Below are 15722 nucleotides of genomic sequence, written 5' to 3' on the forward strand. Positions count from 1 at the left end.
CGCACCCTGGGGTGTGCGTTTTCTAATTGTGACTAAAGTCTAGTTTTTTTCTCAATTTGTCTTCACTGAAAATCCAACCGGTATAAGAATTGATGATGTTGCAATCTTTGTCTAAATGGGCAACGGCAACAAACGGGTAATAATCGTTGCTCCGGTACCGTAAATCAATTAGTCGTACTTCATATATTTCACCGTATTCATTGATTTCCCAACGGTATAATGGGGAAAAAGAAATAAATGCGGCAATATTTTTATCTTTCATAGCCGCTTGCATCAAGTTGTTTTCGGGCATTTCTTTTTTCATAAACTTATCGTAAATGTTAATCGTCCGTCCGTACGCCCGTCCAACAAAATGATGACGATCCGTATCAGCTGCAATACGCCAGTGGAAAAAGCGCATTGTCGGGGCAACAAAAACGTTCGTAGCACCTGGAATGGTATTTAGGACGGCATGTTTAATGGCTGCTTGTAAGGCAAATCGTGCAATGTAATAAAAGAACAGAGCAATGTATAACATACTTATAGTCCAAACAGGATTTGCACCAAATGCCCAAATGATTAAAGCCAGTACATGAGCTCCGAAAATGATAGGATCAAATGTATTGATGACGCCTAGGGCAATCCACCGGTCGGAGAATGGCCGGAGTGCTTGAGTGCCATAAGAATTGAAGATGTCGACAAAGACATGCAGAAAAACAGCTAAAAATGACCAAAGCCACAGATGAAGTAAATTAGCTTCTGGGAAAAAGAAGTATAGCCCCCCTGCAATTAACAATGGCCACATTAAGACAGCTGGAACCGAATGGGTCGCACCTCTATGATGTCGAATATAAACAGCGTTATCTCGTAATTTTAATACGGTATCAATATCTGGTGCTAACGATCCGATGATGACACCGGAAACAACAGCAGTCATGGTAGCGGGGTTACTGACGACGGCAGGATCTGCCATTGCGAGGCCGCCAAGGGAAATACCCATGACAATGTGAGTACCTGTATCCATTGTCTCATCCCCCTCTCTATAGAAGTTATATTTATGGAGAACATAATATTTTTGGTAAAATAAACGTATTCCTCATTTTAATATACCCGAAATGGGACGGAGATAATCAAGTTGAACGGAGGTTGCAACCATTACACTTAAAAAAACACAATTTCAAAACGATCTAATCAATTGGTTTGCAGCAGAGAAACGCGATTTGCCTTGGAGACGTACAGCCGATCCTTATCAAATTTGGATTTCAGAAATTATGTTGCAGCAAACCCGAGTCGATACAGTTATTCCTTATTATAAGCGATTTGTCGAAAAATTCCCCACATTGAATGACTTAGCAGAAGCTGACGAGCAAATACTCCTAAAGCAGTGGGAAGGGCTCGGTTACTATTCTCGTGCGCGAAATTTACAAGCTGGCGTAAAAGAAGTGGCTGAGAATTATGGAGGAATCGTACCGAACAACCGAAAAGAAATTTCTTCATTAAAAGGGGTAGGTCCTTATACAGCTGGTGCCGTATTAAGTATCGCTTACGGTATTCCGGAACATGCAGTTGATGGCAATGTTATGCGTGTGTTATCGCGAATTCTTATGATAGAAGAAGACATTGCCAAACCGAAAACACGCAAAGTTTTTGAAGAGGCAGTAACCGAGATCATCAGCCACGAAGACCCATCTTCATTTAACCAAGGACTGATGGAATTGGGTGCGTTAATTTGTACGCCGACTTCTCCAAAATGTTTGTTGTGCCCTGTACGCGAACATTGCGCAGCCTTTCATGAAGGCAAACAACACGAATTGCCGATTAAAACAAAAGCTAAAAAAACAAAATCATTGCAGTACGCGATGGTGGCCATACGCAATAACGACCGACTGCTAATGGAACAGCGACCGAGTACCGGCCTTCTTGCGAATATGTGGCAATTCCCAATGCTAGAAACGACAGTAGATGTGTTGCCTTTAGAAATTGAAGAGCAGTTGTCGGAAAGGTTTAAAGGCATTGTCGACAATGCTGAAAAAATTACTTCTTTCAAACATGTCTTTTCTCATTTAACATGGAACGTGGATGGCTTTATAGCCGAAAGTAAAAATATTGATGTTCCTGCCCATATGAAATGGGTGACAGCAGAAGAATTAGATTTATTGCCGATAGCAGGACCTGTTCAAAAAATGAAAACAGCTTTACAACAAAGAGGAGATGTTTGATAATGGCGGAACAAAAAGTAGCATTAGTAACAGGAAGTAGTAAAGGACTTGGAAAAGCGCTTGCAATTGCGCTTGCAGAGCAAGGATATGATATTGTCGTCAATTACGCACGCAGTAAAACAGCCGCGCTTGATACCGTAAAAGAAATCGAAGCAAGAGGTCAAAAAGCACTATTAGTCCGTGCGAACGTAGGCGATGTTGAAAAACTACGCGGCATGTTTGAGACGATTAAAGAAGAATTTGGACGTTTAGATGTTTTTGTTTCAAATGCAGCATCAGGTGTATTGCGGCCAATTATGGAATTAGAAGAATCTCACTGGGACTGGACGATGAATATCAATGCAAAAGCAATGCTTTTTGGAGCGCAAGAAGCTGCGAAACTGATGGACAAAGGCGGCAAAATCATCGGTATTAGTTCATTAGGTTCAATTCGTTATTTGGAAAATTATACTACAATCGGTGTTTCAAAAGCCGCAGTAGAATCGATTACCCGTTATTTAGCGGTAGAAATGGCCCCGCTTGGAATTGCGGTTAATACAGTATCTGGCGGAGCGCTTGACACCGATGCATTAAAGCATTTTCCAAACCGTGACGATTTACTAGAAGACGCTCGCGTTAATACGCCGGCAGGGCGGATGGTTGAAGTAGATGACATGGTAAAAGCAGCGATGTTCTTGATTTCTTCTGACTCCGATATGATTCGTGGTCAGACGATTATTGTAGACGGGGGACGTTCAGTCGTTATGTAATCCTTTGGTCCTTATGCCTTATTACTGTATGTTTTCAGAATTGATTGATATAATACGGAAATAGCAGATAAATAAAGGCTTAGACAAAAAGGTGGGGTAGTACATGGCGATTCCTGCGGAGGGTGAAACAATCCAAATCCACAGTTACAAACACAACGGTCGCATCCACCGTGTCTGGCAGGAAACAACCGTACTGAAAGGTACGAATAATATTGTAATTGGTGCAAATGAACGGACGCTAGTGACAGAATCCGATGGAAGAACTTGGTTAACGCGTGAACCTTCAATTTGTTATTTTCACGCAGAGCATTGGTTTAACATCATCTGTATGCTCCGAGAAGACGGTGTTTATTATTATTGCAATGTTAGTTCTCCATTCGTTTATAATAATGGCTCGTTGAAATACATCGATTATGACTTGGACGTAAAAGTGTTTCCAGACATGTCGTACACGTTATTGGATGAAGACGAATATGAAGACCACAAACGGCAAATGGGTTATCCCGAAGTGATTGATCAAATACTTCACCGAAATGTAGAAAAACTGATCGGCTGGATTAAACAGCGCAAAGGACCATTTGCTCAAGACTTTATCGAAGTATGGACGAATCGTTATGAATTTCATAGGTTAAACCGGATTCGTGATTAAAATGAAAACCTGTTGCTTGCCGACAGGTTTTTCGTTTTGTAAAGAATGGAGTGGAAAGTTTGAATAGTATGAAACGCTATATGCAGTTTGTCAGACCGTATTATTGGCAAATTGCGCTGACGATTGTCATTGGTGTATTTAAATTCGCGATACCGTTATTTATACCCTTGCTTATCAAAATTGTTATTGACGATATTATAGGAGCAGATGCTCTGTCTAATGCAGAAAAGTTACGGCAGTTGTATTTATGGCTTGGCGGAACGGCAATTGTCTTTTTCTTATTGAGACCGCCAATTGAATATTTCCGTCAGTATTATGCACAATATGTCAGCAATAAAATTCTGTACGATATTCGTGGTTATTTGTATGGTCATTTGCAGCGTTTGAGTTTGCGTTATTATGCAAATACGCGAGCAGGAGAAATTATTTCACGGATGATTAATGATGTGGAACAAACAAAAAACTTTGTGATGATTGGCTTAATGAATGTCTGGTTAGACATTGCGACAATTATTATTGCTATTATCATCATGTTAACGATGGATGTTTCATTAACCATAGTGGCGTTACTAGCGTTTCCGTTTTATGCGTTCAGCGTAAAATATTTCTTTGGTCGTTTACGTGATTTGACACGTGCACGTTCACAAGCGTTGGCAAATGTTCAAAGTTATTTGCACGAACGAGTACAAGGCATGAGCATTATAAAAAGCTTTGCGTTAGAAAAGCACGAACAGAAAATCTTTAACGAGACGAACGATCAATTTTTAGAAAAGGCAATTGACCATACAAAATGGAACGCTAAAGCATTTGCTGTAGTCAATACCATAACGGATGTGGCTCCGTTAATGGTGATTGGCTATGCTGGTTACCAAGTGATTCAAGGGAATTTAACACTTGGGACGATGGTTGCGTTTATCGCATATATTGAGCGCCTTTACAGTCCGCTTCGCCGTTTAGTCAATTCTTCAACAACGTTGGTTCAATCGTTAGCTTCGATGGATCGTGTTTTTGAATTAATAGATGAAGATTACGATGTAACAGATAAAGAAAAAGCGCATGATTTAAGCGTTGTTGATGGCAAATTAGAATTTCGCGATGTTTCTTTCCATTACAATGATGGTGGAACTGAAGTGCTGTCGAATTTGAATTTCACCGTAAAGCCAGGAGAGACTGTTGCTTTTGTTGGAATGAGTGGTGGCGGAAAATCGACCATCGTCTCTTTGATTCCACGATTTTATGATGTGACAAGTGGTGCTATTTATATGGATGACCATGATTTGCGCGATGTGACTACTCATACATTACGTGATCAAATTGGTTTAGTATTGCAAGATTCGATTCTTTTCAGTGACTCAGTGAAAGCCAATATTCTCATGGGGAAACCGGGAGCAACAGATGAAGAAGTGATTGAGGCCGCACAAGCTGCAAACGCCGACGAATTTATTTCACAGTTACCTGATGGTTATGAAACAAAAGTTGGCGAACGTGGAGTGAAATTATCGGGAGGACAAAAACAACGTGTGGCAATTGCACGCGTGTTCTTAAAAAATCCACCAATTCTTATTTTAGACGAAGCTACTTCAGCACTTGATCTTGAAAGCGAAGCGTTAATACAAGATTCGTTAGAGCGATTAGCGCATGATCGGACCACTTTAGTCGTGGCGCATCGTCTTTCAACTATCACTCATGCAGACCAAATTCTTGTAATTGACCGCGGCAAACTGGCTGAAAGAGGGACGCATAATGAGCTGATGAAGCAACAAGGTGTGTACTATAACTTATTCCAAGTACAGCATTTCAATTAAACTAGTTAAGAGCCTCCAAAATTTGGAGGCTCTTTTTCTATAGCTAGAGCTTCCTGTTAATACTAAGAAGGTATTGCATTAATAATAATATTACGTATAATTGAAAGAAGGAGAATGTTCTGAATCATTTTTGTGCAAAAGGGGGAGCATCATGACTGAGCGTAAAACCATCTTAGACGTTAAAGGTTTACAAACATCCTTTTTCACAGACGATGGAGAGATACCAGCAGTAGATAATGTAAATTTTCACATACGTGAAGGTGAAGTGCTTGGCATTGTGGGAGAATCGGGATGCGGGAAAAGTGTAACTTCACTGTCAATAATGGGGCTTGTTCCAAGTCCTCCTGGAAAAATTACAGGTGGAGAGATTTTATTTCAGGATAAAGATTTAACAAAATTATCCGAGAAAAAAATGCGCGAAATTAGAGGGAACGATATTGCGATGATTTTCCAGGAGCCGATGACGTCATTAAATCCGCTATTTACAATCGGCAATCAGCTTCGAGAAGCCATAAAGATTCACAAAAAAGACTGGTCGAAAGAACAAGTTCAAGAACGCGCAATTGAAATGATGAAATTAGTTGGCTTGCCAAGACCAGAGGGCTTGATGAAAGAATATCCTCATCAGCTATCAGGCGGAATGCGCCAACGTGTCATGATTGCGATGGCTTTGTTGTGTGACCCGAAAGTATTAATTGCGGATGAACCAACAACGGCACTTGATGTAACTATTCAGTCTCAAATTTTAAAACTAATAAAAAATCTAAATGAACGTTTAAATACAGCCGTGTTATTGATCACGCATGACCTCGGAGTAGTAGCTGAAACTTGTGAACGAGTTGTCGTTATGTACTCAGGGAAAGTCGTTGAAGAAGGCCCGGTTCATACGATTTTCAATGACCCGCAACATCCTTATACAAAAGGATTGCTTGAGTCAGTTCCAGATATGCGCTTTAAAAAAGAACGCCTTTACTCGATTCCTGGAAACGTTCCCAAACCGGGATCGATTAAAACAGGATGCAAGTTTGCGGCACGTTGTGAATTCGCTTTTGATCGCTGTCTGACGGAAAGTCCGGAGCTGTACCAAACGGCGGAAGACCATCAAACGCGCTGTTTCCTATTTGATCCGAAGGAGGTACAGTCGCATGACAGAACCGTTATTGAAAGTTGAAGGGCTAAAAAAGTATTTTCCGATTAAGTCAGGAATTTTAGGCAAAGTAAGCAATCATGTAAAAGCAGTAGACGACGTATCCTTCACCGTTCAAGAAGGCGAAACGCTAGGAATTGTTGGGGAATCGGGTTGTGGGAAATCGACAACGGGACGTATGTTAATGCGTCTTTTAGAACCAACTGAAGGTGTCGTGACTTTTGACGGCCAAGAATTAACAAGTTTATCGAATAACGATATGCGTAAAGCTCGCCGCGATATTCAAATGGTTTTTCAAGATCCTTACGCATCACTAAACCCACGACATACAATTGAGAAAATTTTAATGGAACCGCTGAATGTTCATAATATAGGCGATCCAAAAGAACGTAAAAAGAAAGTGCACGAGTTTTTGGAGATTGTTGGATTAAGCAGTTATCATGCAAAACGCTATCCCCACCAATTTAGTGGAGGTCAAAGACAGCGTATTGGTATTGCGCGTGCCTTAATGACAAATCCGAAACTAATTATTGCAGATGAACCCGTTTCAGCCCTCGATGTGTCAATTCAAGCTCAAGTATTGAATTTGATGCAAGATTTACAAAAAGAGTTGAAACTCACTTATATATTCATTGCTCATGATCTAGGGGTGGTTCGCCATATAAGCGACCGTGTGGGCGTGATGTACCTTGGACAAATGGCAGAACTTGCTAACACAGAGGATTTATATGAAAAACCACTTCATCCGTATACGCAAGCCTTATTGGCTGCAGTACCGGTACCGGACCCAGATTTTGTCCGAGAAGAAGTGATTATCACGGGAGATGTTCCAAGCCCGGCAAATCCACCAAGCGGTTGCAGGTTCCATACTCGCTGTCCATTTAAAATGGATATTTGTTCAGAAGTTGTACCAGTTTTTGCAGAAGTTGAAGAAGGTCATTCTGTAGCCTGTCATCTTTACGAAGAGTCCAGGCCGCAATGATAATAAATAGAAAAAATGGAGGGGTTAATTTGGGGAAGAAAAAGTTCTTAACATGGTCATTATTATTGCTTTTACTTGTATCAACAGCACTTTTTGGCTGTAGTTCTGACAACGGTTCAGAAGAAGGCGGTAGTGAAGGAGGATCCACTGAAGAGAAGACATTGATCTTCGGACGTGGAGGCGATTCTGTTTCTCTTGATCCAATCGCAGTTACAGACGGTGAATCATTTAAAGTAACAAAAAACATTTTTGATACGTTAGTAAACTTTGGTGAACAAGATACAGAAATCGAACCTGGATTGGCGTCTGAATGGACTCCTTCTGAAGACGGATTAACGTATACGTTCAAATTGCAAGAAGGTGTTAAGTTCCACGATGGCACTGATTTTAATGCAGAGGCTGTAGTGAAAAACTTTGAGCGCTGGGCAGCTGGAGACGGCGAGAAATTTCCTTATTACGGTTCTATGTTCGGTGGTTACGGTGATGATGAAGGTCATGTGATCGAATCTGTTGAAGCGACAGGCGATTACGAAGTTGTCTTTACATTAAAACGTCCACAAGCACCATTCCTTAAAAACTTGGCAATGAGCCCATTCGCGATTGCTTCACCAACTGCAGTTGAAGAAGCTGGTGACTCTTTCGGAGATAATCCAGTTGGAACAGGTCCATTTAAATTTGTTGAATGGAAACGTAACGATACGATTACAATTGAGAAGTTTGATGATTACTGGGTGGAAGGCGAGCCTAAATTGGATCAAGTCGTATTCCGCGCAATTCCAGATAACTCAGCACGTTTAAATGCTTTATTATCAGGAGAAATTGATTTGGCAGACGGAATTACACCATCTGATGCTGGAACAATTGAAGGTGATGATAATCTTCAATTGTTTGAACGTCCATCTATGAACGTTGGTTACCTTGGAATGACTGTAACACGTGAACCATTTGATGATCCTAAAGTTCGTCAAGCGGTAAACCATGCAATCGATAAACAAGCGATTGTAGATGCATTCTTCGAAGGTCGCGCAGAAGTAGCGAAAAACCCAATTCCGCCAGTAATTAGCGGATATAACGATAGTGTTGAAGATTATGAATATAGCCCAGAAAAAGCAAAAGAATTATTAGCTGAAGCTGGTCTAGCTGATGGCTTCGATATGGAACTTTACGCAATGCCAGTTCCACGTCCATATATGCCAGATGGTCAAAAAGTAGCAGAAGCAATTCAAAAGAACTTGGCTGATGTTGGCATTAACGCTGAGATCGTATCATTTGAATGGGCAACGTATTTAGAAAAAGCTGCAAACGGAGAAGCTGATGCATTCCTACTTGGATGGACTGGCGATAACGGTGATGCAGATAACTTCCTATATGCTTTGCTTGACCAAGATAATGTCGGGACAAACAACTACACGTACTATGAAAATCAAGAATTGCACGATGTTCTTATCAAAGCACAATCAGAAGTTGATGAAGATGCAAGAAACGAATTATACATGCAAGCTCAAGAAATCATCCATGATGACGCTCCTTGGGTACCACTTGCTCACTCTACACCGCTATTAGCTGGTGGGAAAAACGTAATGAATTTCAAAGCACATCCAACAGGTTCTGACAAATTGGCTTCAGTAGATTTGGAGTAGGCAATTCAGGGGAGGGAGTCGGGATGATTTCCTCCCCCTTTTTTTTACTGTTATACATATTGCAAGAGATGGAGAGGTGAAGAAGATGCTTCACTATATTGGAAGAAGACTTTTACAGCTAATCCCAGTTTTACTCGGTATGACATTTATCGTCTTTATGATAATCCGTGCAATTCCTGGTGATCCTGCTCAAGTTATTCTAGGTCAGCAAGCATCCGAAGAAGCAATAAAAGCATTACGAACAAATTTAGGGTTAGACAATCCATGGTATATTCAGTACTTTGACTACCTTAAAGGATTGGTTACTGGCGATTTAGGAGAATCACTTCGTACACGTACTCCTGTAGTAGATGAAGTATGGCCATATTTGGCAGCTACGATTGAACTTTCTTTATTTGCTATTATTATTGCGGTTGTAATCGGAATCAATGCGGGTATCATTTCAGCGTGGTTCCAAAATTCTTGGTTTGACTACTTGGCGATGATTATTGCATTGATTGGGGTATCAATGCCAATCTTCTGGCTTGGGTTAATGAATCAGTGGATTTTCTCTATTGAACTTGGTATTTTACCGACTACTGGTCGAGAAAATGTTCGAGATCCTGTCGATGTCATCACTGGATTTTATGTACTGGATACATTAATGGCAGGAGATTTTAATCAATTATCTACTGTGCTTAAACACCTCGTTTTACCAGGAACTGCTTTAGCGACAATTCCAATGGCGATTATTGCTAGAATGACACGTTCGAGTATGTTAGAAGTTATGCGTTCTGATTTTGTTCGAACAGCTCGCTCAAAGGGTTTATCGATGTTTTGGGTTGTGTACAAACATGCACTTAAAAATGCAATCATTCCAGTGTTGACGATTATCGGGCTTCAGATGGGACTTCTACTTGGGGGCGCGATTTTGACAGAAACCATTTTCGGATGGCCAGGAATCGGACGTTATATATATGAAGCGATTGGTTTCCGTGATTATCCGGTTATTCAGTCAGGTATTCTAATTGTGGCGTTTATCTTTGTTATGATCAATTTAATTGTCGATTTGTTATATGGCTTAGTTGATCCGCGCATCAAATATGACTAGGAAGGAGGAGACGTATTATGGCTGAAACAGTAAACAACCAAGAAAAAGAAGAAATGCAGAAAGTCGCTGGCCCTTGGAAAGAGGCTTGGCGAGGTTTCCGCAAAAGTAAAGTAGCGGTTGTTGGTATGGGGATTGTTATTTTCTTTATCTTATTAGCAATTTTCGGACCGCTGATTACGTTACAAGGCATCAATGAACAAAATCTGTCTCAACGGCTTATGCCTCCTTCTTCCACTCATTGGATGGGTACAGATGATTTTGGTCGAGATATTTTATCACGAGTGGTATATGGCGCTCGAATTTCATTGTGGGTTGGCTTTTTAGCAGTTATTGGATCCGTGATTGTAGGAAGTATTTTTGGGATATTAGCAGGTTATTACGGTCGTTGGGTAGATACGATTATTTCGCGTATCTTCGATATTATGCTAGCATTCCCAAGTATTTTACTTGCAATTGCAGTTGTATCGGTTTTAGGACCTTCTTTACGTAATGCGCTAATTGCGATTGCCATCATCAACGTACCAAACTTTGGACGTTTGATTCGGTCGAAAGTATTGAGTATAAAAGAAGATGAGTACATCATGTCAGCAAAAGCAATTGGCATGAAAGATAACCGAATTTTAATTTCGCATATCTTACCGAATTCCATGGCGCCAGTAATTGTTCAAGGAACATTGGCAATTGCCACAGCGATTATTGAGGCAGCAGCTCTTGGATTTTTAGGTTTAGGTGCGCAGGCTCCATCACCAGAATGGGGCAAAATGTTAGCAGATTCGCGTTCGTATTTAACCAACGCACCTTGGACTATGATTTTCCCGGGGGTAGCTATTATGTTAACCGTACTAGGCTTTAACTTAATGGGTGACGGTTTACGTGATGCGCTAGATCCACGAATGAAATCATAAAAAAAGTGTGAGGCAATTTGCCTCACACTTTTTTTATATGGCGTTTTCAAGACCTGTATCTACTTCTTCTGAATGATAATTCAAATAAGCGATAATGAGTAAGTCTAGATGTTCCAGCTGTTCTTCATAATCTAAAATGGCTGATAACACATGCATTAAATGATAGACCGAAAATTCGCCTTCATTTTCTTCGTGTGCTAAATTAATTTCTTTTACAAAAATTGTCATAACTTCATTGCGTCTCATAACGGCATCTGTTCCAGAACCTTCACTGTGTTCGGGGCGCAATTTACCGACATACTTCATGTAAAGTTGTTCGTGATAACTCGCCAAACTTTCTAAGCGTTCTTGTATCATCATATGAAAGTGCTCAGGAAGTTCCATTAACTCATTTTCAAAACGGTTTAGCCGTTTTAAAACTTCTAAGCTTTTTTTTGATGTAGCAATCATTTGACGGTACAAGACTAATTTTCGTGCTTTTGCGTATTGTTGTTTTTTTGTATAGCTGCGTTCTTCCTTATAAAACGAATACCATTGATCCACTTTTATTAATTTCTCAGTTAATTTATCGATATCTTCTTTTACAGAGGCGTGATCTGATGCGTGACGAATCGAAACTCGAATCCAGCGAATCACTTCTTCGCTAACCGAATGAATGGAAGTAAACAACCGCGTTTCGTATTTAGGTGGCAAAAAAATCAAATTTACGATAAAGGCGGATATAATTCCAAGCATCACAGTGGAAATTCTGAGTGATGCAAAAGTTAAGAAATTCGTAGAATGAGAGTCCATAATGATGATAATCGTTACTAATGTTAGCGGGACGGTATTTTCTAACTTCAACTTTAGCATGACGACAATGGCTAATATGGCTGCTATCCCAATGGTTAAATAATTGCTGCCGAGCGTTAGTACAAAAATAATGGCTATTGCGGCACCGATTAAATTTCCATAAATTTGGTCGAGTAATGTTAAGTAAGATCGGTAAATAGATGGTTGGATAGCGAAAATCGCTGATACCCCTGCGAAAACAGGAGAAGGTAAATCCAATAAGTTGGCCAAATATAATGCCATAGAAATGGCCACGCCAGTTTTAAAAATACGTGCACCTAATTTCATATACTTAGGGACTCCTTCCTCAAAAACAATTTACGTTCATTATAACTGTTTAAATGCTTCGCGTACGGCTTCTATAGAAAAATCTATATCTTCTTCTGTGTGTTCAGTAGTCAAAAACCAAGCTTCGTATTTTGATGGAGCTAAGTTGATTCCTTGAGCGAGCATCAACTTGAAGAAACGCCCAAAAATTTCACCATCAGACTTTTCTGCTTGCTCGTAGTTTTCTACTGTGATATCAGTGAAGTAAATCGTCAATGCACCTTTTAAGCGATTCACAGTAATCGTAATACCGAATTCTTCAGCAGCTGCAAGTATTCCTTTTTCTAGTTTTTCTCCGAGTTTGTCCATTTTGTCGTAGACACCGTCTTGGCGAAGAACTTCTAAACAAGCGATTCCAGCTTGTATCGAAGCAGGATTCCCTGCCATTGTACCGGCTTGATAAGCAGGACCTAATGGAGCCACTGTTTCCATAATTTCTTTTTTACCACCATAAGCACCAATGGGTAAACCGCCACCAATGATTTTTCCAAGTGCCGTCAAGTCTGGTGTTAACCCGAGCATGTCTTGAGCACCGCCGTAGTGGAAGCGGAAAGCAGTGATCACTTCATCATAGACAATTAACGCTCCTTTTTCATGAGCGATGCGATGAACTTCTTTTAAATAACCTTCTTTTGGTTCCACAATACCGAAGTTGCCGACAATCGGTTCAACGAGAAGACAAGCAATTTCTTCGCCCCAACGATCCATCGCTTCTGAAAATGCTTCTAGATCATTGAAAGGAACCGTGATCACTTCTTCGGCGATGGATTTTGGAACACCTGCAGAGTCCGGCGTACCGAGTGTTGCAGGTCCGGATCCTGCAGCCACAAGAACTAAATCAGAATGTCCGTGATAACACCCTGCAAATTTCATAATTTTTGTGCGGCCTGTGTAAGCGCGTGATACCCGAATGGTTGTCATAACCGCTTCGGTTCCACTATTTACAAAGCGAACTCGATCCATTTTCGGCATCGCTTCTTTCAACATTTTAGCGAAAGTAATCTCATGACGTGTGGGTGTTCCATAAAGTAAGCCTGTTTCTGCTGCATGTGTAATCGCCTTTGTAATATGTGGATGGGCATGACCTGTAATAATTGGTCCATAAGCCGCTAAATAGTCTATGTATTTATTGCCATCAACGTCCCAAAAATAAGCGCCTTTGCCACGCTCCATGGCGATGGGTGAACCGCCACCAACTGCTTTGAATGATCTTGATGGACTGTTTACACCACCTACGATGTGTTGTAATGCTTCTTGATGAAGCGCTTCTGATGTTGAATGATTCATTGAATGATTGCCTCCTATGATTAAACTCTTCTTTATTGTAGACAACCTTGTTGGGAAACGCCAAAGAAATTGAAACTATGCTCAGTGTTCGGTACGATAGAAGGAAGAAAAGGAGTGGGTAAAATGGCAGTAGTCGAAGGTATGCAGGCACCAGAATTTTCATTGAAAAACGAAGCTGGAGAAACTGTTTCATTAAAAGAGTTTGCTGGCGATAAATATGTGGTTCTTTATTTTTATCCGAAAGATATGACTCCAGGTTGTACGACACAAGCATGCGATTTCCGTGATGCGCAAGCGGATTTTTCGGCACTCGATGCCGTAATTTTAGGGGTAAGTGCAGATTCAGAAGACCGTCACAATAAGTTTATTGAAAAGCATGGACTCCCATTTTCGCTTTTAGTAGATGAAGACCATCAAATGTCTGAAGATTACGGCGTGTGGGTAGAGAAGAATATGTACGGGAAAAAGTTTATGGGCATAGAGCGTTCAACGTTTCTGATCGATCCATCAGGAACTATTGTCAAAGCGTGGCGAAAAGTCAAAGTTCCGAACCATATTCAAGACGTATTGGAAACATTAAAAGCAATGGGGAACCAATAAGAAGGGAGACGTTTATGGAAATATTATTTACGTTTGTTCCACGACAAGATCAACAGCAACGTATGAAAAATGAATTCCCTGAAGTCGATTTCTATTTCCTTTACCGCGATAAAACAAGATTGTCATCTGCCGATATCATTGTGACTTATGGGGAAGATTTGACCGCAGAAGATATTGAAGTGGCTGAAAAGGTAAAGTGGATTATGGTGGCTAGTGCAGGGATTGAAAAACTACCGCATCAAGCGATTGAAGCGAGAGGTATTACTGTCTCGAATGTTAAGGGAATTCATAAAACGCCCATGGCTGAATCAGCTTTAGCTCATTTACTGGCTTTAAAGCGCGCGTTACCAGTCATTTATCAAAATCAACGCAACCAACAATGGGAACGAAAAATACGTTCTTCCGAGTTAAATGGCACGACTGCTTTGATTCTGGGACCAGGAGCAATTGGAGCAGAAATCGGTCGATTACTACAGGCGTTTGGTGTCCATACAATTGGTTGTAACCGCTCTGGGGCAGAGGCATCAAATATGGATGAAATGGTTTCTTTCGAAAAGATATTAGAAAAACTTCCGGAAGCAGACTATGTTATCTCGGTTTTGCCAAGTACAGATGAAACCAAACACCTTTTAAAAGAAGAGCATTTCCAAATAATGAAAAACAGTGCTATTTTTATGAATTTCGGTAGAGGTGATTTAGTCGCAGAAAGCATTCTATTAAATGCTTTGCAAGAAAACGAAATCGCATTTGCTGTTTTAGATGTATTCGAACAAGAGCCGCTTCCTGTTGATCATCCTTATTGGTCGATGGATAATGTAGTTGTCTCACCACATATCTCTAGTAAATCAGGAAAGTATGTAGATCGGGCACTAGATATTTTTATCCCAAATTTAAAAAAATGGCTTATTGATCAATCTGTTCCAACCAATTTAGTTGATATGGAAAAGGGGTATTAAACATGAAGATTTACACAAAAACTGGAGACAAAGGAACAACTTCACTTGTTTACGGAACTCGAGTAGCTAAAAATGATCCATTAGTAGATGCTTACGGAACTTGTGATGAAGCAAATACATTAATCGGTTTAGCAGTCGGACACTTAAACGCAGAGTTTTTCGATGAAAAAGAAGAGCTTTTGAAAGTCTTTCATGAAATCCAGACCACGTTATTCCATGTGGGAGCAGAACTTGCTACACCAAAAGGCAAAGAAGTCAAATGGAAACTTGCGGAAGAAGATATTACTAAGCTTGAACAGTGGATCGATCAATACGATGATGCCGTTCCGACGCTAAGCAATTTCATTTTACCTGGTGGACATCCTTCTGGAGCAACGTTTCATGTAGCAAGAACTGTAGTAAGAAGAGCTGAGCGTACTGTGCTATCTATCGGGGAGGATGTTTCTCCAAATGTGTTGGCCTATTTGAATCGGTTATCGGATTTCTTGTTTGTTGCAGCACGCCTCGTTAATCAGCGACTTGGAAGAGTAGAAAGAGGCTTACACGAAAAATAATC

The 15722-nt window shown here is 40.4% G+C and carries 15 protein-coding genes; 12 read left to right on the top strand and 3 right to left on the bottom strand.

Translation table 11 applies throughout. The features are described from left to right. Positions 1-22 precede the first annotated feature (22 nt). Positions 23-1003 carry a metal-dependent hydrolase gene (locus BCM40_RS04565; protein WP_065526940.1) on the bottom strand — a complete coding sequence of 327 codons (981 nt, stop codon included), beginning with the start codon at positions 1001-1003 and terminating at the stop codon, positions 23-25. Between the two features lie 130 nt (positions 1004-1133). Here BCM40_RS04565 and mutY point away from each other — a divergent pair, with 130 nt between their 5' ends. The 9 genes from mutY to nikC all read left to right on the top strand — a co-directional run bounded on the left by mutY (position 1134) and on the right by nikC (position 11165). Further along, a complete protein-coding gene (gene mutY / locus BCM40_RS04570) occupies positions 1134-2198 on the top strand; it encodes an A/G-specific adenine glycosylase (protein ID WP_083394472.1) in 1065 nt (354 codons plus the stop codon). A 2-nt stretch (positions 2199-2200) separates the two neighbouring features. Then, positions 2201-2947: an enoyl-[acyl-carrier-protein] reductase FabL gene (gene fabL / locus BCM40_RS04575; RefSeq protein WP_065526938.1), complete on the top strand. Its 747-nt coding sequence runs from the start codon at positions 2201-2203 to the stop codon at positions 2945-2947. A gap of 103 nt (positions 2948-3050) precedes the next feature. After that, a complete protein-coding gene (gene ntdP / locus BCM40_RS04580) occupies positions 3051-3596 on the top strand; it encodes a nucleoside tri-diphosphate phosphatase (protein ID WP_008431210.1) in 546 nt (181 codons plus the stop codon). Between the two features lie 59 nt (positions 3597-3655). Beyond that, entirely contained in the window at positions 3656-5401 is a 1746-nt protein-coding gene (locus tag BCM40_RS04585) for an ABC transporter ATP-binding protein (protein ID WP_065526937.1), read from the top strand. A gap of 151 nt (positions 5402-5552) precedes the next feature. Next, a complete protein-coding gene (locus BCM40_RS04590; protein ID WP_065526936.1) occupies positions 5553-6572 on the top strand; it encodes an ABC transporter ATP-binding protein in 1020 nt (339 codons plus the stop codon). After that, positions 6547-7530, top strand: coding sequence for an ABC transporter ATP-binding protein (locus BCM40_RS04595; protein WP_065526935.1), 984 nt, complete (start codon positions 6547-6549; stop codon positions 7528-7530). The genes BCM40_RS04590 and BCM40_RS04595 overlap by 26 nt, the downstream gene beginning before the upstream one ends. 29 nt (positions 7531-7559) lie before the next feature. Continuing rightward, entirely contained in the window at positions 7560-9170 is a 1611-nt protein-coding gene (locus tag BCM40_RS04600; RefSeq protein ID WP_065526934.1) for an ABC transporter substrate-binding protein, read from the top strand. An 85-nt stretch (positions 9171-9255) separates the two neighbouring features. Continuing rightward, positions 9256-10260 (top strand): ABC transporter permease, encoded by a 1005-nt coding sequence (locus tag BCM40_RS04605; protein WP_065526933.1) that lies wholly within the window; start codon positions 9256-9258, stop codon positions 10258-10260. A 17-nt stretch (positions 10261-10277) separates the two neighbouring features. After that, positions 10278-11165, top strand: coding sequence for a nickel transporter permease (gene nikC / locus BCM40_RS04610; protein WP_065526932.1), 888 nt, complete (start codon positions 10278-10280; stop codon positions 11163-11165). Positions 11166-11198: 33 nt separating this feature from the next. Here nikC and BCM40_RS04615 read toward each other — a convergent pair whose 3' ends face one another. Both BCM40_RS04615 and BCM40_RS04620 read right to left on the bottom strand, forming a co-directional pair. Continuing rightward, entirely contained in the window at positions 11199-12284 is a 1086-nt protein-coding gene (locus BCM40_RS04615; RefSeq protein ID WP_065526931.1) for an FUSC family protein, read from the bottom strand. 39 nt (positions 12285-12323) lie between these two features. Further along, positions 12324-13610, bottom strand: coding sequence for a glutamate-1-semialdehyde 2,1-aminomutase (locus BCM40_RS04620; RefSeq protein ID WP_065526930.1), 1287 nt, complete (start codon positions 13608-13610; stop codon positions 12324-12326). A gap of 123 nt (positions 13611-13733) precedes the next feature. Between BCM40_RS04620 and bcp the strand changes: the two genes are divergently transcribed. The 3 genes from bcp to BCM40_RS04635 are packed head-to-tail and all read left to right on the top strand — an operon-like array spanning position 13734 to position 15720. After that, positions 13734-14210, top strand: a complete 477-nt coding sequence (bcp, locus tag BCM40_RS04625; protein WP_065526929.1) for a thioredoxin-dependent thiol peroxidase — start codon at positions 13734-13736, stop codon at positions 14208-14210. A gap of 14 nt (positions 14211-14224) precedes the next feature. Beyond that, positions 14225-15166 (top strand): D-2-hydroxyacid dehydrogenase, encoded by a 942-nt coding sequence (locus BCM40_RS04630; protein WP_065526928.1) that lies wholly within the window; start codon positions 14225-14227, stop codon positions 15164-15166. Positions 15167-15168: 2 nt separating this feature from the next. After that, a complete protein-coding gene (locus BCM40_RS04635) occupies positions 15169-15720 on the top strand; it encodes a cob(I)yrinic acid a,c-diamide adenosyltransferase (RefSeq protein ID WP_065526927.1) in 552 nt (183 codons plus the stop codon). Positions 15721-15722 lie beyond the last annotated feature (2 nt).

The sequence above is a fragment of the Planococcus donghaensis genome, from assembly GCF_001687665.2.
GTDB classification, from domain to species: domain Bacteria; phylum Bacillota; class Bacilli; order Bacillales_A; family Planococcaceae; genus Planococcus; species Planococcus donghaensis.